Here is a 19,037-nt window from a genome sequence, read left to right on the forward strand (position 1 = left end):
TCCTCGAGCGCATCGGCCGGCGGATACTGGCGCGGCGAGACGGCTTGCACTCGTCCGGGTCGTCTCGGGTCCGTTCGTTACCGACCACCATTTCGTGCCCGCGGTCATGGGTTCTCCTCATACGGTTTCGAGTAGCGACCTCGTTCGAAAAAGCGTTTTACCGAACATGTTCGTATTACCCATGGGTTATACTGTAGCGGCGTGGAATGGTGAGCAATCTCACTCCACCCGCCCGATTTACACCCGTATTGGTGTAATTCCCTAAACACCAGTTGGATATACTATATGTTAGCCATATTATGTACTCGTCGACCTCGGACAGCCCCATAGCGAAAACGATCGGTATCGATCACCGTAACTGAAATCAGAGTGTTTGGTAGTGTGATAATTTTACTGCTTTCGTAGTGTGATTCTCTAAACCAGTCTGCGTATAGTACTGCCGGATAGAACGACGTGACGATTGGTCGCTCTGCTGGGGCCGTCACCGGTGGAGACAGCTGCAAATCCGCGATCGACTTCGTATTGACTTCTGTCCGACAGCATAACTCCCGATCGGGCGAACGAACGCGCCTCCAACCGGGAACTGCTTAAACGACTGGAGTAAGCAGTATCTGACGAGGAACCTTACTTAAAAGCCTTGATAGTAAACTCTTAAATACTCGGTGCTTCGGTTAGTAGCCTCGAGTGGAAGCATGGGGACTAGAAACGATGATTCGACACTCTCGGGTGAGTCAAAGATCGAACAGGTTGGTCGTGACTACGGACGCGGTCACTATCGACCCCAGAATCGTCCGTGACCAATTTACCACAAAATCAAAACAATGAGCCAATCCACTCAAAGTAGCGCCGGGCCTGCCGGTGGCGAACACAGCAGTCGATTCTACGCGTGGCTTGCAGCGATCGCTGTCGGTCTCGTCGTCGGACTGTACGGCGTCGTCACGCTCCTTCTCGAGGGGACCGCCGCTCTCGGCATCGACAGTCAACTACCGCTGGGGATCTTGCTTTCCACGTACGAGTTCTTCCTGATGATGAGCGCCGGGATAATGATCGGCGTCATCGCGGTCGCAGCTATCTTCGGTATCTCGAAGTACGAACTCGTACTCAAGCGGGGGATAGTCCTGTCGCTGGCGACGCTCGCTGCGGGTCTGTTTACGATCGTGATCGGTCTCGGTCGGCCGGAACGGCCCGCAATTCAGGTATTCCTCTCGCCGAATCTGTCTTCGCCGATCTGGTGGATGATCATGGCCGCTGGACTCTTCGGGATTACGCTTCTCGCGCTCCTGTATCTTCTCCAGTGGAGTGACGTCGATTCGCGTCGCCCAGTCACTATCGTTGGCGTGATCGGACTGCTGGCGGGCATCAGTGTGGTCGTCTTCGCGGGCATGATCTTCGGCCTCGCGGAAACGCGACCGTACTACGGGGGGCCGCTCGCACCGATCTACTTCCTGATAACAGGAGTCATGTCGGGGATCGCTGCGATGGGACTCGTCACCGTCGCCGAATACAAGGCAACCGGAACGGAACTGGGTTCGGAACTGGGGGAGTTCGTGACGAAATACGTCGGGGGATCGCTCGCGGCCATGCTTGGTCTGACGATATTCGCCGTCGCCGTGAAAGTCATCTACGGCCTGACTGCGACGAGCACCTCGGTCGCGATGGCCTACGAACACATGCTACTGAACTCTTCGTTCGCACCGATTTACTGGCTCGTCGGCATCGTCGTCGGCCTGATCGTGCCGCTTGCCTTGCTGCTTTATCCCGGAACGCGAACGCCGAACGGTGTGCTGGCCGCGTCCGCGATGGCACTCGTCGGATTGTTCGTCACCAGATACGAATTCGTCGTCGGCGGTCAGGTCGTGTCGCTGACGAACGATCCGTCGCTGCAGTATCCGCTGGTGAGCTACGTGCCTTCGGGCGTCGAACTCGCGATCGTGGTGTTTGCGTTCGCGCTCGCCGCACTAGTGTATACGGTCGGACAGTTACTCATCGATCTGGACGAACTACCGGCGTCTCTCGGTGACGCGGAACCCGCCACTGCGACGCCGGCTTCGGCGGGAGGTGATGACGATGACTGAACAACACTCACTCGACGACGAAATGCGTACGGAGGTCGAGCAGCTACAGTTGGACGAGAACGGTGACGACGACGTCGACCTGAACATGGTCATCGACCTTCAGCGGTGTACCGGCTGTGCCGCCTGTAACGTCGGGTGTGCACAGGAACACAACCTCCAGGAGGGCGTCGCCTGGTCGAGTCGGATCATCGAGACCGAAGGCAAATTCCCCAACGTCAGCTACGAATACAAGCCGACGCTGTGCAACCAGTGTGAGGACGCCCCGTGTGCTACTGGTTGTCCCACATCGGCCCTGTACGAAGGGGAAGGGGGAATCACGATGCACGACCCCGACAAGTGCATCGGCTGCAAGTACTGCATGGTCAACTGCCCGTACGACGAGATCAACCTCCACAAGCAAGACCCACATCCGCGATGGGACGACGACGAGGCCGTGATCGAAGAAGGAACGGCGACGCCGAGCGAGGTCAAAGCAGAGGTCGGCGTCGACGAGGACGCTCCGCCGTACTACAACCCGAACCGAGAAGTCGGAGAACACGAACACCCGACGCGGTACAAAGGCGTCGTCGAGAAGTGTACCTTCTGTGTCCACCGCCTCAACGAGGGCGAGTTGCCACGATGTGTCGAAGAGTGCCCGTGTGACGCACGAATCTTCGGCGACAGCAACGACCCGGACAGCAAGGTCAGCGAAGTACTCGGGCGGTACACCCCCGACGTGCTCAAGGAAGAACAGGGAACGGAGCCGAAAGTGAAGTACGTCCGCGATTACAACGGCGGCCGCTACGAACCCGGAAAAGGAGAGCCAGCACTGGGGGACTAAGACCATGAGCAAGAACGAAGCCACGAACGATACGACGGACACGACGGACAGTTCCGGTCTCGCGCTGGACCGCAGAGGATTCATGAAAACCGGTGCGGCGGGAGCCGCCGCTGCCGGTCTCGGACTCGGATTTGGCCTCAGCTCGCTCGTCGAGGCCGACGACTACCGAGACGCCCTGGTCGAGCACACCGGCGAATGGCGTGCGAGCTGTTGTGCCGGCTGTACGTCCTGGTGTGCCGCACAGGTCCTGGTCGACGACGAGACGGGCCGTGCCATCAGAACTCGAGGAAACGAACACTCCGACGTTCACGGCACGAACGACTGTGTGCGTCAGGATCTGGCTATCCAGCAACTGTACGACCCCGACCGGCTCAAACAGCCGATGCGCCGGACCAACCCGGAGAAGGGCAAAGACGCCGACCCCGAGTTCGAGCCGATCTCCTGGGAGGAGGCAATCGAAGAAATTGCCGACAAGATCATAGAACTGCGGGACAACGAAGAGACTCACAAGTCGATGGTCACGCGCGGCCGGTATACGTACCTCCGGCCGATCCTCTACAGTCACTTCCCGCAGATCATCGGTACTCCGAACAACATCTCCCACAGCTCGATCTGTGCGGAAGCCGAGAAGGCAGGACCGATGTTCACCGAAGGCGAGTGGGCCTACCGCCAGTACGATGTCACCGAAACGCGGTACGTTATCTGCTGGGGTGCCGATCCCATCTCGACGAACCGACAGGTCTCCCACTACAACAACAAGTGGGGCGACGTCCTCGATCAGGCAGAGGTCGCAGTCGTCGAGCCACGACTCTCGGCGACGGCCACGAAAGCCGACGAGTGGCTCCCCGTCGAACCAGGCTACGACGGTGCCATCGCCACCGCGATGGCCCACGTGATCCTCACCGAGGGGCTGTGGAACCGCGAGTTCGTCGGCGAGTTCGAGGACGGCACGAACCGGTTCGTCGAGGGTGAGGAAGTCGACCTCGACACGTTCGACGAATCGGAGAACAGCTACGGTGTCGTCCAGTGGTGGAACCGCGAACTCAAAGACAGAACGCCCGAGTGGGCCGAAGCGGAGTCCGGCGTCTCCGCCGACCAGATCGCGCGGGTCGCCCGACGGTTCGCCCAGGCTGGTCCGAACGCCATCTCTTGGCTCGGCGGCGGCCCAGCGATGCAGGTCCGTGGGACCTACACCGCCATGGCAGTCCACGCGCTCAACGGCCTCGTCGGTTCCGTCGGCAACGAAGGCGGCACCCTGTACGCGCCCGACGACGGAACGGCGAGCCTTCCCGGAGCCGACGAGTTCACCGACGAAATCGCCGAGCAGGGACTGGCCTATCCCGAAGAGCACGGTACCGGCGACAAGATCGACCAGCGCGGATCGCTCGAGCTCCCGGCACTCAAAGGTGGCCAGTCCGGTGGCGGCGTCGTCACGAACAACGCCGCCGACGGCATCCTCGAGGAAGACCCCATGGAGATCGAACTGCTGATCTCTTACTGGAACAACTACGCCTTCTCGAACCCCGAGAACCAGCGCTGGCTCGAGGCCCTCGAGAAGATCCCGTTCCACGTCACGATCGAAACCCACCCGAGCGAAACTGCCTGGTTCGCCGATATCGTGTTGCCGGCGACCCACCACCAGTTCGAACGCTGGGGCCAGCTTCGCAGCACTGCGAACGGTCGACGGTCGATCAACCTGCACCAGCCGGTGCTGGCGGACGACCCCGACGACCCTGAAGACGTGCTAGACAACGGCCGGCTGTGGGACGTCAAGACCGACGAGACCGAGATCGTCTACCTGATCGCCGAGGAACTGGCCGATCGCGGGTTCGACAACCTGCTCGAGTACTGCGAGCAGTACGAAGATCCCGAGACCGGCCTGTCACCGAGTGAAGAGTACGGCGGCGACAGCTTCAGGGACCGCGAGATCCGCGCACAGGCGTTCTCGCGGAACGCGATCAAACTCCGGATGCAGCCGATGTGGGACCCCGATGTCGAGGCACCACCGGGCGACGAGTTCAGTAGCTGGGAGGAGTTCCGCGAAGTCGGCGTCTGGAACTCCGACCACTGGGACTACAGGCACCGCTGGCCGTCCGAGGGCGGCGAGTTCCCGACCGCGACGGGCAGGTTCGAGTTCTTCTCGGAGACGCTCCGGGTCGGACCCGACACCGACGTCGATCCTGACGACGACATCGAACCCGAGTTCGACGTCGGTGATCCCGCCGGTCTCGAGGGTCACGCCGACCGACACGGGACGGACGTCGACGATGTCCTCGAGACGTGTAAGTATCTCGCCAGAACCGACGGCGAGCCCCACGCCTACGTCCCTCACTACGAGGAGCCCTACGACGTCGGTGGCGAAGGCGACTATCCGTTCAAGTTGGTCGACTACAAGGATCGACTCAACCGCGAGGGGCGGTCGGCGAACACGACCTGGCTGCACGAGTTCAAGGACGCCAACCCCGGCGACGAACCGGGAGAAGACGTCGCCAAGATCAACCCACGCGACGCTGCGGAGTTGGGCATCGAAGACGGCGACGAGATCGTGGTGTCCTCTCCGGTCGGGGAGATCGAGGTTACAGCGAAACTCTGGGAAGGTGCCAAGCCTGGAACGATCGCGAAGACCTACGGCCAAGGTCACTGGGCGTACGGCCGTGTCGCTTCCGAAGAGTTCGGTGAAAAAGAACGCGGTGGGAACAACAACAACCTCATTCCCGCCGAATACGATCGGTTGAGCGGGAGTACGGTGTTCTACGGCGACGTGCGAGTCGACGTAGAAAAGCGCTAACTCCCGTTCTTCTGACTTGTTCCGTTTCGTTTTTGAGTGACGGCGACCTCGATTCGAAGTGAAGACGCGGGAGAGTGAACGGTAATCGAACCAATAGCGTATTTCAAAAAAGACAATGACAGAACTACGTGAGAACGACGACGTGCTGGCTCCAGAGCGACGCCGGGTGAACACGTACAAACTCCTGGCCGAATGCTTCCACGAGCCCGACGACGAACTAGTGTCGGTACTCGACGCGATGGCAGGCGAAGACCTCCACGTGGCCGCCGACGAACTACGCGAGCCGATGCCGGACCTCGAGTCACTCCGGGTCGACTACGCGGCTCTGTTCGTGGGCCCGTTCGAGGTCCCCGCACCGCCGTACGAGTCGACCTACGTCGACGACCCGGATCGCGTCATGACTGAATCGACTGTCCAAGTGATGAACGAGTACCGCCGCGGGAACGTCGACGTCGACCTCGAGGAGCCAGCCGATCACGTGACTGCCGAACTCGAGTTCGCGTATCTGCTGGGGCTGAACGGGGCCGACGCGCTCTTCCGGGGCGAATACGGGGCGGTGGTCGACTATCAGGAACGGCAGTACGAGTTCCTGTCAGACCATCTGGCCCAATGGATCGGCGAGTTCACAGACGACGTCCGTGAGTACGCCGACACCGAGTTCTACCGGACGCTGGCGGACGAGGCGAGCGAGTTCGTCGAAGACGATCGACTGCGACTCGAGCGACGGCTCGAGCGATTCGACGAGGCCGACGTGCCGGCAGACGGATCAGACGCGAAGACGACCGTCGAGACCGACACCGTCCACGACATCCTCCAGGGGGACGACGATGCAACGTGACGACGAACCGGCGACGGAGGTCCGCGACCGACTCCGTTCGGTCGAGGACCCCGTCCTCGAGTCGGACGTCGTCGAACTCGGACTGGTCGACGAGATCGACGTCGACGACGGGACCGCGGAGATCTCGGTCGCGCTCGATGCGCCCTACGCTCCCGACGAACGAACGATCGCAGATCGAATCCGCGAGGAAGTCGAAACGCTCGGGATCGAGCCTTCGCTTTCGGTGGTCGAACCGGACGCTAAATCGGAGAGTCCCGTTCCAGGAGTCAAGAACGTCGTCCCGATCGCGTCCGGCAAGGGAGGAGTCGGCAAGACCACGGTCGCGACGAATCTCGCGGCCGCACTCGCAGAAACCGGCGCTCGCGTCGGTCTCCTGGACGCCGATGTCTACGGGCCGAACGTGCCGAGTATGATCGGGATCGAGGCCCGACCAGGAATGAGTCCCGACGGCGACATCGTTCCGCCCGAAGCCGATGGGATCACGCTGATGAGCACTGCGTTTCTCCTCGAGGAGGAAACCGATCCAGCGATGTTGCGAGGTCCGATGGTCGACAAGTTGCTCGGGCAACTCATCCAAGAGACCGACTGGGGAGAACTCGATTACCTGCTGGTCGATCTGCCGCCCGGAACCGGCGACGAACAGCTCACGTTGATGCAACACGTGCCAGTGACGGGTGCCGTCGTCGTCACGACGCCCGAAGACGTCGCACTTGCAGACGTCCGGAAAGGAATCAGAATGTTCGTCGATCAAGACGTTCCGGTCCTCGGTATCGTCGAGAACATGACGGCGTATCTCTGTCCAGACTGTGGCGGGGAGCACGAACTCTACGGAAGCGGCGGCGGTGAGCAGATCGCCGGCGAGTTCGACGTGCCCCTGCTCGCCGAGATTCCGATGGACCCGGAAATCCGCTCGAGCGGCGACGCGGACAAGCCCGTGACGGTGTTACAGGACACGCAAGCAGCAACACAGTTCCGCGAGTTACGTGATCGAGTGACCAATCGCGTCGGTGCGATCAACCGGGTTGTCACGGCAGGGCGACCCCTGTCGGATGTCGGCGATGCCGAAACAGACGCTTGGCAGTAAGGGGAAAGCGAGCCCAAATCGGGCGGGATCGATCCTTTCGGATCTGGTCGCCGACGCTGGGTGTCCACCTATCCGGACCAGTCGATTAACTCGACGTCTTCGGCGTCAACCGTCGGGGGAAACTCAGCGAACCGTTCACTCGTTTCTTCGACGAGAGTTACGGCAACAGCATATTTCGTCAACTGCGGATCGGACGAGACCGGGGAGTTGGGCAACTGGTCTGAAGCGACGTTCCGTAGCCGCTTCCAGTCCCCGTCGACGTCGACGAGGATGTAGTAAGAGACGGCGGTATCGACGGTCGTGGCTGCTCGATCGAACGACGTCACGCGCGGTGGCTCCTCCTCGAGTGCCCTCACGACAGTCGATACTCGTTCCTCGCTCACCTCCGCTTCGGTCTCGTGGACGAACGGAACGAGCGTTGCACCGACGCTGTTGAACGCCGTGTAAAGAGCTGTCTCGTGGCCATCGTCGAACGCATCCGCATCGATACACTCGAGAAACGTCGGCTGGTCGTCGACGAGTGCGACGCCGTAGACGAGTCGCGCAGCCTCGAGCGTGGACTCGAGTGACGAGTGTCGACTGCTATCTTCGGTCATCGAGTTGTCGTTCGCCTCTTGGGAGTGTAGTACTCTCTTTTGCTTTCACGAGTGGGGAATTAGAGTTATTACTAAACCGGGGCACCGACGGCAGAAGGGTCTTCGGAGTAGTTGGTTGCAACAGGACGTCTACGTCAGGGATCACGTTTCAGCAGTTCCTGGGCGGTGGTTCTACGTACATTGAATTCGAAAAGTACTTTATCCTCCCTATTCTTTTACTATTCGACGTATTTCTGTCGTACACTTTTATGCTGAGAAGTTCCTGCACTGTTGGCACTCAGAGAGACGTTTTAGGTACTATCTCTTTCGGGATCGATATGCGTTCTAGCTTCGTCAGTGTGTCGTACTCGAGTCCCTTCAACAGGCGATTCAAGTCGTCTTTCCACGTTCTGACGCGAATAACCGACAATATTTGTTCTAGTTGATATATTGAGAATAATAGTATTATTAGAGTTCTATTATTCTGGGGAACCCGAGAGCAAATCAGCCCGAGCGAAGTTCTACCGCGCCACGACAGACAGCCGACCGTCACCGTTTCCGTTCTCCATCCGGTGTTCGTGGTAACCGCGACCGAACCCGATACGATGGCCCGTCAGAAGTCGTCGAACGCTGTCTGGGGATAACTACCGAGCAATCGACAGCGGAGGTAGTAGCCACTGCAAGCCGAGACACATCCGATCGCACGACAGTCGTGCGACCAATGTGTAACTAGTTGCGATGTTCCTGTAGTCACACAAACCGTCTCAAACGAGCGTTCCGAACGTCGATTTCACCAGCTTTCGTTCAGTGGCATTCAGACGCTCGGAGGCGGCTGTTTTCCCGATTTCGAGATCGTCTGCAAGCTCGGTCAGATCCGTCTCTCGTGGTCGATCGTAGTAGCCCTCCTCGAGGGCGACTGTGACTGCTTCTTTTTGTTTTTCAGTGAACGAATCCAGGTCGACGAGAGCAACCCCGTCTTGGCTGGTGTCGTTGACCGATTCGACGCTCACTTCCGCACCGGTTTCGGCCAGCGCATGCAGTAGTTTGACGATTCCGTCCGAATTCGCACATCGGAGATAAATATACGCTCCCGTAGATGTAGTTCCGGAGTGAGTGCCCATGGGAGACCAATCCTCAATTATTTTTATAATAGTTCCCCTTCTATATGAAGCCAACGTAACTTATCACCAGTAGTGACTGTCTGGCGTCGACTGCTTACAGATCACACCACTGAACCGACTGGAAACTGACCGGAGCGGTTCGAGCCTGTCGCGGCCACCGGCAACAGCTATCGAACCCAGTCTTGCACCCGACAACGGACAAGTTGACTCGAGCGGTGCGTCGACGCGGTCGCGTCGACCGGCCCGATCGATCTCGAGACCAGGCGACCGACCGGCGACTGACACGCCGTCCAGCCCACGAGAATAAAGCTATTAAACACACGGACCTCTACCAACGAGCGTGCGAAGAAACGATTCGCTGGCTGGACTCGCCGTTCGAGACTACCGTCGAGCTACCGGCTGTTGGCCGTCGAGTTCTGGCCAGGACGACCTCGGCTCCCGTCTCCAACCTACGACTTACTGTCCCGGAAGTCGAGTTCGAACGCGAGCGAGCGGAGTAGACGATGCGGGCTCGTTCAGTCGTCTCTCTCACTCGTGAATATCCCTGGCATCGACGCTGTCGCGCGGTATGGGTAACCGTATGTTGCGTACGCTCGTGAGAGAGGCGGGTTCGCTGACGATCGTCATGGCCGGCGTCTCGCTAATCACATACGGGCTGATCTTTCTCACTCCAGGCGATCCGGCGTATACGATTCTTCACGAACGACACGGGAGCCCGCCTTCTGCGGCAGAAGTTGCTGCCTTCCGTGCCGAACACGGGCTCGACGAACCGTTCGTCGTTCAGTACTGGACGTGGCTCGGCGACGTGCTTCGAGGTGATCTCGGAACGTCCTACGTCCGCTCGGAACCAGTCACCTCGCTTCTAGTCCAGCATCTCCCCAACACGGTCGCACTCGCACTCGCGGCGATGGCAGTCTCACTCACGCTTGCGATCCCTATCGGGGTGGTAAGTGCCGTTCATCGAGACACCTGGATCGACCGAACGAGCCAGTTCGTCGCGTTGCTCGGTGTCTCGATGCCGAACTTCTGGCTCGGCTATCTGTTGATCCTCGCCGTTGCACTGTCTCTCGGACTGACACCAACCTCCGGCGCGGGAACACTCGCCCACCTGGTGCTTCCAGCGATTACCCTCGGGAGCGGCCTGGCCGCGATCGTCACGCGACTCGTCCGCACCTCGATGCTCGAGGTGCTCGAAGCGGAGTACGTCGACGCTGCCCGTTCGAAAGGCGTCCACGAACGCCTCGTCGTGTACAAACACGCGCTGCGAAACGCCTTGATTCCGGTCGTGACGATCGTCGGTCTCCAGTTCGGCTTCGTCTTGAGCGGTGCGGTGATCGTCGAGGTCGTCTTTCAGCGACCAGGGCTCGGAACCATGCTCGTCGACGCAGTCTTCGCCCGGGACTATCCGGTCGTCCAGGGTGTCGTCCTCGTGATAGCGGTCACGTTCGTGCTTTCGAACCGGCTGGTCGACCTCGCGTACGTCGCACTCGACCCACGGATCGAGCGAGGTGAGCGGACGTGAGCGAACGCCACTCCCGGCCCGAGTCGGACCAGTGGCTATCGACCCGTCTGCTCGAGTGGGTCCGGGACCGCACTCACTCGCAACTCGCGTGGTCGCTTCGAGAGAACACAAGCGTTCGCCTCGGCGGTGGAGTGCTCTGTCTGCTCGCGGTCGTCGCCGTCCTCGGACCGGTGCTCACGCCGTACGATCCGACGGCACAGGCACTCGAAAGCCGCCTTCAGTCTCCCTCGCTCGCCCACCCGCTCGGAACCGACGCACTCGGCCGTGACGTGGCGACGCGGATCGCATACGGTGCACGCGTTTCGCTCGGTCTCGCCGTCGTCGCGACGGCCGTCCGGGTGAGTATTGGAACGACGATCGGCCTCCTCGCCGGCTATCTCGGCGGGCTCGTCGACGCCGCGTTGATGCGCCTGGTCGACATCCAACTTGCGTTCCCCGGGCTCGTGCTCGCACTCGTAATCGCGGGCGTTCTCGGACCGAGCCTTCGGAACGTACTGATCGCTCTGTCAGTCGTCGGCTGGGCCTCCTACGCCCGCGTCGTGCGAGGGAACGTGCTCGAAATAAAAGACCGGCCGTTCGTCGAGGTGGCTCGTCTCTACGGGACGCCACGAAGACGGATTGCCCGTCGACACCTGCTGCCGAACGTCGTCAGCCCCGTGGTCGTGCTGGCGACGATGAACCTCGGAACGATCGTGCTCACGGCTGCTGGGCTCTCCTTTCTTGGCCTCGGTGCACAGCCGCCCACGCCCGAGTGGGGGACGATGATCGCCGGCGGACGGGAGTATCTCCGGTCGGCCCCGTGGCTCATCACTGCGCCGGGCGTCGCCATCATGCTCACCGTCATCGGCTTCAACGTCCTCGGGGACGGCCTGCGAGACGTCCTCGATCCCGACCACCTCGAGGAAAGCGACCGGAGGAGGGTCTGAATGCGTCTGAACGTCTCCGATCTCCACGTTCGGTTTCGAACCCGCTCCGGGCCGGTCCACGCCGTCAACGGCGCGTCGTTTACCGTCGACGCGGGCGAAATCGTCGGGCTGGTCGGCGAGAGCGGCTGTGGCAAGTCCACGACTGCCCGTTCGATCACCCGGCTTGAAGGCCCCGGAGAGATCGTCCGTGGCAGTCTCGAGTTCGGCGGAACGGATCTGACAGTCGCAGACGAGCACACGCTCCGGCGACTACGCGGACGCGAACTCGCGATGGTTTTCCAGAACCCGGAGACGACGCTCAACCCGACGTACACGGTCGGCGAGCAGATCGCCGAGGCACTTCGCGTCCACCGTGACCCCGACGACCAGCCGTTTTTCAGGGAGCTGTTCGCCGGTGTAACGTCTCGAATCGGCTCGAATCGCACGCGAAACCGCGTTCTCGAACTGATGGACGAGGTCGGCATTCCCTCTCCAGACGCACGGATCGACGACTATCCACATCAGTTCAGTGGCGGGCTGTGCCAGCGAGCGATGCTCGCTATCGCCCTCGCCCGCCGTCCTTCACTGCTGGTCGCCGACGAGCCGACGACGGCGCTGGATACGACGACCCAGGCGGCGATCCTCGAACGGCTCTCGACGCTCAACGACGAGTACGGGATGGGCATCCTGCTGATTAGTCACGACCTCGGGATCGTCTCACAGTTGTGTGACCGGACGATCGTGATGTACGACGGCGTCGTCGTCGAGTCGGGACCGACAGAACAGTTACTCTCGAATCCCGCCCATCCATACACTAAGGCGCTGCTGGACTGTCGACCCAGTCGATCGGAACCCGGCGAGACGCTGCCGACGGTCGGAGGAAGTCCGCCCGGCGACTCGCCGCCGGCTGGCTGTCGGTTCGTCGAACGCTGTCCGTTCGCTCGCGATAGCTGTCGAGACGACGGGCAGAACGCAGTGTCTCTCCCGTCCGGACGAGTCGTTCGCTGTGACGTTCCGGCGGCCAGAGACGCCGACCTCGAGTCGGTCGGCACTGCGACCGAGTACGACTGCCCGGAACCGACCGTCGAGGACGACCCCTCGACGACGGCCAACGGGATGGCGACCGATTCGTCGACCGGCCCCGACACGCCACGGAGACGACCGTCAACGTCGGCCACCGACGACGAGACGGACCGCGTGGAACCCGTGCTCGAACTCGAGTCTGTCACTAAATCCTTCCGGACTGCCGACGGCGTCCTCGACCGCGTCCTCGGCACTGACGAACAGCTGCCAGCCGTCTCGGACGTCTCACTCGAACTGCGTCGTGGCGAAACGCTCGGACTCGTCGGCGAAAGTGGGTGTGGCAAATCGACGCTCGCTCGTGTGATCGCCGGTCTCGAGTCGCCGACGGACGGAACCGTCTCGCTTCACGGCGAACCCGTCGGTGACGTCGACTCGCGGCGTACAGACCAGCTCTCGGAAGTCGGCGTCGTCTTCCAGAACCCGGGCACGAGCTTCGATCCGCGCCTGACGGTCGGCGAATCACTCGCCGAACCGCTACTCGAGGCTGGCTGGGAAGCGACACGACGGAAAAGACGGATCGAGGAACTTCTCTCGCTCGTCGAGTTGCCACTCGAGTATGCCGACCGGTATCCGGGCCAGCTCTCGAAGGGACAACTCCAGCGGGTTGGGATTGCCCGGGCACTGGCCCTAGAGCCCGCGATACTGCTTCTGGACGAGCCGACCGGTGCACTCGACGTGTCGGTTCAGGCGACTGTCCTCAACGTGCTTGCACGACTCCAAGCGGACCTCGACCTGACGTACCTGTTTGTCTCCCACGACCTCGAGGTCGTCCGTCACGTCGCCGATCGGGTCGCGACGATGTATCTGGGACAACTCCTCGAAATCGGCCCGGCAAGCAGGATACTCTCGCAGCCGGCCCATCCCTACACGGCTGCGTTGCTCGCGGCGATCCCGGACAGCGCTCCGGCAGCCGGAACGGAGGAACTGGCAGGCGAACCGCCCAGCCCGACCGACCCGCCAACGGGCTGTACGTTCCACCCTCGGTGTCCGCTGGCCACCGAAGAGTGCAAGCGCCACACACCAGCCCGGGAACCCGTCGGAAACGGTTACTCGCGGTGTCACCTGGCGGACAAACTCGCCGACGGATGCAGCGAGAACGACTAAGAGACCGACTCCGAGTAAAGAGAACATCGACGGATCGACCATGACTGAGCAAACGAACGTCACGATGGATCGACGCACCGCATTGAAGACTACCCTCGGCGCAGGCACGCTCGCGTTCGCAGGTTGTCTCGCCGATAGCAACGAGGACGTGTTCCGCGTCGGCTCGCCGTGGGAGGTCGACCGGGACCCCCTCGACGGCGGGTCCGCGCTCAGACGGGTCGGGATCACCGAGGCGCTCGTGACCGTCGACTACGACGCAACTCCTGGACCAGGGCTGGCGGTCGACTGGGAGCGCGTCGCCGACACTCGCTGGGAATTTTCTCTCCGGGAAGGCGTTACCTTCCACGACGGCGAGACACTCACCGCAGAGACCGCTGTCGCCTCCCTCGAACGCACCGTCGAGTCGCCAGCCTTCGCCAGCGTTCCCATCACAGCAGTCGAAGCCGTCGACGAATCGACCGTCACCCTCGAGACCGACTCACCGTTTGCCCCACTTCCGGCACACCTCTCCCGTCACGAGGCGGTCATCCTTGGCTCTGGCTCGTTCGCGGACGGACAGCTCACGAAACCCGTCGGAACCGGCCCGTTTGCCGTCGAATCGATCCAGCCCGGCACCGAACTCCTGGCGATCCGGAACAACGAGTACTACGGCGAGGTGGCGACGATCGAGTCAGTCCGCTACGAGGTCGTCGAGGACGACCAGATTCGCCGGATGAAACTCGAAAACGACGAACTCGAGATGGCCCGCATTCTCCCACAAGAGACGGTCGACGATCTCGAGAGTACTGACGGTGTCGACGTCTACACGCCCGAAATACCTCGCATTCGGTTTTTGACGTTCGACACGACCACCGAACCGTTCGACGACCGGCAGGTACGGCAGGCGATGAACCACGCCGTCGACAGACGAGAACTCACCGAATCGGTCCTCGAGGGCGTCGACGAACCCGCGGTCGGCCCCATCTCTCCCGCACTCTCCGACTGGGCGAATCCGGATCTCGAGGAACCACTGTACGATCCCGACCGGGCACGTGACCTGCTCGACGACGCCGGATGGACGGGAGACGGCGGTGGTGACGAACGAACCCGGGGCGGCGAACCACTCTCGGTCGAGGTCGTCACCTACGACGCCCGAAGTCTCCCGCTGATCGCCGAGGTGATCCAGGGGCAACTCGCCGATGTCGGGATCGATCTCTCTATCGAACTCGTCGAGTACGGCACGATGCTCGATCGAGTCTCGAGAGAGTCCTTCGACGCCTATCTCACCTCTTGGAGCACGCTGTGGTATCCAGACCCCGATAGGCTCGCCGACATGTTTCACTCCGATAGCGATCTTCACCACGGGTACGAGAACGAAGACGTCGACGACTTACTCGAGAACGCCCGCGAACTCGAGGATCGGGAAGAACGACGAGACCGGTACTACGAGGTACAGTCGACGGTCCGTGAGGATGCCCCGATCGCCGTCTTGACGAACTATACGAACGTCATCGCGGTCTCTTCGGCCGTCGGCGGTTACGATCCTCATCCGACAGAAACCACGTACGGACTCGAGCGGGTCGACCGCGAGTCCGGGTAACTGAACGGATGAACGCCGCCGATCCCGAGTGCAATCAGGACGAGGCCGACGGCGACCACGAACACGGGTTACAGGCCGATTTCACGGCCGATGACGAGGTGTTGGATCTCGCTGGTCCCTTCGCCAATCTCCATCAGTTTGGCGTCGCAGTAGAACCGCTGTGGAGCGAAATCCGTCGTGTAACCGTAGCCGCCCAGCACCTGGACGGCGTCTTCGGCGACCTCCCGGGCGGCCTCGCTGGCGTCGAGTTTCGCAAGCGCCGACTCGCGGGTGACGGGGTCGCCCTCGTCGTAAGTCGTCGCAGCCTTGTAAGTCAACAGGCGTGCGCGTTCGACTTTCCGATGCATGTCGACGACTTTGTCCCTGATCGCGTCGAACTCCGAGATTGGCTGGCCGAACTGCTCGCGCTCTTGGCTGTAGGCCTTCGCGTGCTCGTAAGCACCCTGGGCGAGCCCCGTCGAAAGTGCCGCAATCGAGATCCGCCCACCGTCTAAGGTCTTTTTCGTCTGCTTCCAGCCGTCGCCTTCCTCACCGAGTAGGCGATCTTCTGGAACCCGGACGTTCTCGAGTTGTATCTCACAGGTTGGTGAGGCGTTCAGTCCCATCTTGTCCCAGACCGTTGTCACCTCGAAGCCGTCGTCCTCCTCGGGGTCGACGATGAACGTCGAGATGCCGTCGTAGCCGGCTCCGGGTTCCGTGACCGCCTTGACGAGGACGGAGCCGGCGACGCTTGCGTTCGTGATGAACTGCTTTGTGCCGTCGATGATCCACTCGTCGCCGTCTTTCTCCGCGGTTACGCTGCTCCGTTCCGAGCCGTTCACCTCGCGTTTCTCTGCAGTGGTGTCCATGTCGGAGGCGTCGGAGCCGCTTCCCGGCTCGGTCAGCGCCCAGCCGCCGAGATACTCGCCGTCCACGAGCGGGCGCAGCCACCGTTCTTTCTGCTCTTCGGTGCCAAACAGTTCGATCGGCTTCGACGCGAGTGACGTGTGGGCGACGTACGACAGGCCGATCGCTCCGGAGACGCGACCGAGTTCTTCGGCGACCAGCGAGTACATCAGCGTGTCGCCTCCGAGCCCACCGTACTCCTCGGAGATGGGGACGCCCATCATATCTAGCTCCGCGAGCTGGTCGAAGATCTCCTCGGGGAACCGATGTTCTTCCTCGATCTCCTGTGCGATCGGCTCGATCTCGTTTTCACAGAAGTCCCTGACAGTTTCCCGGATCATCCGGTGTTCGTCGGGTACGTCGAACTCCATACACAACACTCACCGAGCGAACGAATAAACGCACCGCCACGTGTCGACACGGTCCGCGGTGTCACCCGTCTCGTCGACTGTTACCAGCCCCGGTCGTCGTCTGTGGCGTCTTCACTGTCGTCACCGTCTTCGCCGTCTCGCTCCGTGGCTTCGTCCCACAGCGAGGACTCGTCTGGCTCCGCATCGTCGCGGTCGTCACGTCCCCAGCGGCCGTCGGGTGCAGACGAGTCAGCCTCTCGATCGACCGACTCGGCAGGTTCGTCGGCACTGTCGCGGGCAGCCTCCCGCTGTTCGGGGATCAGGTCCAGATCGGTGTTCGTGTCCCCAAGCAACAGCAAGGCGTAGTACTGGAAGTAACTCCGGAACGGCATCTGGACGAACGCCCCAAGCAACAAGAACGCGAGCACGCCGAGAGCGACGACCGGTATCGCGAGCAACACACCGACCTCCCCCAGAACGACGAGCAAAACGAGGAGGATCACGAACGGAATCGCAACGACCAGTCCGAGAATCGCCAGCAGGAAAGTGATAGCGATACTGACGACGATCTGGAGAATCCAAACGAGAACCAGGTAGACGGCGTACTCACCCAGGTTCGATGTGAGAGTCCCCCAGAAACGCTTCCAGCCCGAGAAGATGCCACGCTCCTCGAGCAGCATAACCGGTGCGACGAACTCGGAGGTAAAACGCATCACGATAGCGTAGGGTGCATAGAGAGCGACCCCCGCTACAACGAGGAGGAAAGCCGCTATCCCTGGTGAGAGGTCACCGACGATTCCGAGGCCGACCGTCGCGAACAACGCGGCCCCGATCCCAACAGCGACGAGACCGACGACGAACCTGAACAGGAACAACTGGAGGCCACGACCGAGATTCTCTCGGCCAAACCGCAGGATACGCACCTCCTTCGATCGCAGGGATTCGACGAAGACGAACTCCATGATCGCACCGATCACTGCAAAGAGTAGCCAGAGTAACAAGAGAGCAACGAGTACGACAGCCGCGACGACGAGCGCCTCTTCGGGCAGTTCACCGATCAGGTCGCCAACACTCTCGGGTGGCTCCTCGAGAGCGGGGTCGTCGACTGCCGGATCGTCGACTGGGTCGACGTCGAACTCGGGGTCCTCGAGCAGTGGTCCAACGTCGGCCGTCGGAACGCCACCGCCCAAGCCCACACCAGCGACGAACAAGACGACGATCGCGAGTTTGATCCACAGTCCGAACTGTACGGGCCACAGGAGATCGCGCGTGACGTCGATTGCGTCCCCCAGGTCGTCTACTGCATCCATTTGCTCGCCAGTAGCGCCCCTGCAGTGAAAATAATACTGCTCTGGTGTTCTCGTTCGCCTCGAGCGCCGACGGCCGGGAGGCCGTTTTGGGCGGACGTCGACCGTCCAGCCGGCGAGACTTCGGGACGCATTTAACGTGGCAGCGCCTGTGTCTCCCGTATGGATCTCCGCCAGCTCGTCCGCGGCAGCGTCGAGTGGGACCGCATCGAGCGCGTGGTCCACACGCTGGCGGACCGACACGACCGCGAAGTCGTTCGCGTCGAGTTCCTCGAGGCCGACAACTGGCTGTCGACGCCCTGCGTCATCGACGACGAGTGGTTCGTAAAAATCGTTTCGCGCCAGAACGCGCTCGTCCACGCAGTACTCACCACCGGACGAAACGTCGGAGCCGTCTCCGCGGGCACCGGCGGCTTCTTCGACCGGTTCGACACGCCCCGCGAGATGGTCGAACACGAGTACGAGGCGACCCAGCGGATGCGAGAGATCGGCGTCAACGCGCCACAGCCGATCGAAGCCTTCGAGGTCAACGGACTGGGCGTGCTCGTACTCGAGTACCTGCCCGACTTCGAATCGCTGGGGACGGTGGCGGACGAAATCGTCGCAGATCGCGCGTCGGAACTGTTCGAGATGCTCGCGACACTGCACGACCACGGACTCGCCCACGGCGACCTGCGAGGCGAAAACATCCTCGTCGCCGACGGCAACCTCTACTTCATCGACGCCACGAGCGTCCACGAAGATCGCGTCGCGGAGACGACCGCCTACGACCTGGCCTGTGCACTCGCCGTCCTCGAACCCCGGATCGGTGCGCGACGATCGGTCGAGGCGGCCGCGAGCGTCTACGGCGCTTCCGACCTACTCGCTGCCCGCAGGTTCCTGGATTTCGTTCGGCTCCGTCCCGACCACGAGTTCGACTCGACACAACTGCGCAGCGAACTCGAGAAAGCAGCGGAACTGGACCAGGGCTGACCGTCGAAATCGAAACGCGAGACGTGACG

Annotated in this window: 14 protein-coding genes; 10 read left to right on the top strand and 4 right to left on the bottom strand. The window is 61.6% G+C overall.

Translation table 11 applies throughout. From position 1 onward, the window contains the following. The first annotated feature begins 821 nt into the window (after positions 1–821). From nrfD to NATGR_RS16070, 5 genes are all read left to right on the top strand, one after another. The gene (gene nrfD / locus NATGR_RS16050) at positions 822–2,075 is read left to right on the top strand and encodes an NrfD/PsrC family molybdoenzyme membrane anchor subunit (RefSeq protein WP_005577002.1); all 1,254 of its coding nucleotides are present in this window, start codon (positions 822–824) and stop codon (positions 2,073–2,075) included. After that, positions 2,068–2,895 (top strand): 4Fe-4S dicluster domain-containing protein, encoded by an 828-nt coding sequence (locus NATGR_RS16055; RefSeq protein ID WP_231990862.1) that lies wholly within the window; start codon positions 2,068–2,070, stop codon positions 2,893–2,895. Before nrfD ends, NATGR_RS16055 begins: the two co-directional genes overlap by 8 nt. A 4-nt stretch (positions 2,896–2,899) precedes the next feature. Continuing rightward, positions 2,900–5,683, top strand: a complete 2,784-nt coding sequence (locus NATGR_RS16060) for a molybdopterin-dependent oxidoreductase (RefSeq protein ID WP_005576997.1) — start codon at positions 2,900–2,902, stop codon at positions 5,681–5,683. Positions 5,684–5,798: 115 nt separating this feature from the next. Next, a complete protein-coding gene (locus NATGR_RS16065; protein ID WP_005576995.1) occupies positions 5,799–6,521 on the top strand; it encodes a TorD/DmsD family molecular chaperone in 723 nt (240 codons plus the stop codon). Next, positions 6,511–7,605 carry an Mrp/NBP35 family ATP-binding protein gene (locus tag NATGR_RS16070; protein WP_005576993.1) on the top strand — a complete coding sequence of 365 codons (1,095 nt, stop codon included), beginning with the start codon at positions 6,511–6,513 and terminating at the stop codon, positions 7,603–7,605. Before NATGR_RS16065 ends, NATGR_RS16070 begins: the two co-directional genes overlap by 11 nt. A 68-nt stretch (positions 7,606–7,673) precedes the next feature. Here NATGR_RS16070 and NATGR_RS16075 read toward each other — a convergent pair whose 3' ends face one another. Then, on the bottom strand, positions 7,674–8,201 hold the full coding sequence (locus NATGR_RS16075; protein WP_005576991.1) for a hypothetical protein: 528 nt from the start codon (positions 8,199–8,201) through the stop codon (positions 7,674–7,676). Between the two features lie 743 nt (positions 8,202–8,944). After that, positions 8,945–9,355, bottom strand: coding sequence for a helix-turn-helix domain-containing protein (locus NATGR_RS16080; protein ID WP_139222416.1), 411 nt, complete (start codon positions 9,353–9,355; stop codon positions 8,945–8,947). 526 nt (positions 9,356–9,881) lie between these two features. Here NATGR_RS16080 and nikB point away from each other — a divergent pair. From nikB to NATGR_RS16105, 4 genes are read left to right on the top strand one after another with little or no spacing between them, the layout of a single operon-like run. Continuing rightward, positions 9,882–10,823, top strand: coding sequence for a nickel ABC transporter permease (gene nikB, locus NATGR_RS16090; protein ID WP_049887817.1), 942 nt, complete (start codon positions 9,882–9,884; stop codon positions 10,821–10,823). 47 nt (positions 10,824–10,870) lie between these two features. Next, on the top strand, positions 10,871–11,749 hold the full coding sequence (gene nikC, locus NATGR_RS16095) for a nickel transporter permease (RefSeq protein WP_049887874.1): 879 nt from the start codon (positions 10,871–10,873) through the stop codon (positions 11,747–11,749). Continuing rightward, positions 11,750–13,915 (top strand): dipeptide ABC transporter ATP-binding protein, encoded by a 2,166-nt coding sequence (locus NATGR_RS16100; RefSeq protein WP_005576981.1) that lies wholly within the window; start codon positions 11,750–11,752, stop codon positions 13,913–13,915. 40 nt (positions 13,916–13,955) lie between these two features. After that, on the top strand, positions 13,956–15,494 hold the full coding sequence (locus NATGR_RS16105; protein ID WP_005576979.1) for an ABC transporter substrate-binding protein: 1,539 nt from the start codon (positions 13,956–13,958) through the stop codon (positions 15,492–15,494). Between the two features lie 68 nt (positions 15,495–15,562). Here the strand turns inward: NATGR_RS16105 and NATGR_RS16110 are convergent, their stop codons facing one another. Beyond that, positions 15,563–16,750 (bottom strand): acyl-CoA dehydrogenase family protein, encoded by a 1,188-nt coding sequence (locus NATGR_RS16110; RefSeq protein ID WP_005576977.1) that lies wholly within the window; start codon positions 16,748–16,750, stop codon positions 15,563–15,565. 80 nt (positions 16,751–16,830) lie between these two features. Then, positions 16,831–18,039 carry a DUF7544 domain-containing protein gene (locus tag NATGR_RS16115; RefSeq protein ID WP_005576975.1) on the bottom strand — a complete coding sequence of 403 codons (1,209 nt, stop codon included), beginning with the start codon at positions 18,037–18,039 and terminating at the stop codon, positions 16,831–16,833. 159 nt (positions 18,040–18,198) lie between these two features. Here NATGR_RS16115 and NATGR_RS16120 point away from each other — a divergent pair, with 159 nt between their 5' ends. Continuing rightward, positions 18,199–19,008, top strand: a complete 810-nt coding sequence (locus tag NATGR_RS16120; RefSeq protein WP_005576973.1) for an RIO1 family regulatory kinase/ATPase domain-containing protein — start codon at positions 18,199–18,201, stop codon at positions 19,006–19,008. Positions 19,009–19,037 lie beyond the last annotated feature (29 nt).

The organism is Natronobacterium gregoryi SP2, assembly GCF_000230715.2.
GTDB classification, from domain to species: Archaea; Halobacteriota; Halobacteria; order Halobacteriales; family Natrialbaceae; genus Natronobacterium; species Natronobacterium gregoryi.

What these genes read in the sequence shown, in the direction of transcription:
- nikB (WP_049887817.1), top strand. Translation starts at nt 9,882, where the DNA reads ATGTTGCGTACGCTCGTGAGAGAGGCGGGTTCGCTGACGATCGTCATG.
- NATGR_RS16060 (WP_005576997.1), top strand. Translation starts at nt 2,900, where the DNA reads ATGAGCAAGAACGAAGCCACGAACGATACGACGGACACGACGGACAGT.
- NATGR_RS16115 (WP_005576975.1), bottom strand. Translation starts at nt 18,039, where the DNA reads ATGGATGCAGTAGACGACCTGGGGGACGCAATCGACGTCACGCGCGAT.
- NATGR_RS16110 (WP_005576977.1), bottom strand. Translation starts at nt 16,750, where the DNA reads ATGGAGTTCGACGTACCCGACGAACACCGGATGATCCGGGAAACTGTC.
- nrfD (WP_005577002.1), top strand. Translation starts at nt 822, where the DNA reads ATGAGCCAATCCACTCAAAGTAGCGCCGGGCCTGCCGGTGGCGAACAC.
- NATGR_RS16120 (WP_005576973.1), top strand. Translation starts at nt 18,199, where the DNA reads ATGGATCTCCGCCAGCTCGTCCGCGGCAGCGTCGAGTGGGACCGCATC.
- NATGR_RS16070 (WP_005576993.1), top strand. Translation starts at nt 6,511, where the DNA reads ATGCAACGTGACGACGAACCGGCGACGGAGGTCCGCGACCGACTCCGT.
- NATGR_RS16055 (WP_231990862.1), top strand. Translation starts at nt 2,068, where the DNA reads ATGACTGAACAACACTCACTCGACGACGAAATGCGTACGGAGGTCGAG.
- NATGR_RS16065 (WP_005576995.1), top strand. Translation starts at nt 5,799, where the DNA reads ATGACAGAACTACGTGAGAACGACGACGTGCTGGCTCCAGAGCGACGC.
- NATGR_RS16075 (WP_005576991.1), bottom strand. Translation starts at nt 8,201, where the DNA reads ATGACCGAAGATAGCAGTCGACACTCGTCACTCGAGTCCACGCTCGAG.
- NATGR_RS16105 (WP_005576979.1), top strand. Translation starts at nt 13,956, where the DNA reads ATGACTGAGCAAACGAACGTCACGATGGATCGACGCACCGCATTGAAG.
- NATGR_RS16100 (WP_005576981.1), top strand. Translation starts at nt 11,750, where the DNA reads ATGCGTCTGAACGTCTCCGATCTCCACGTTCGGTTTCGAACCCGCTCC.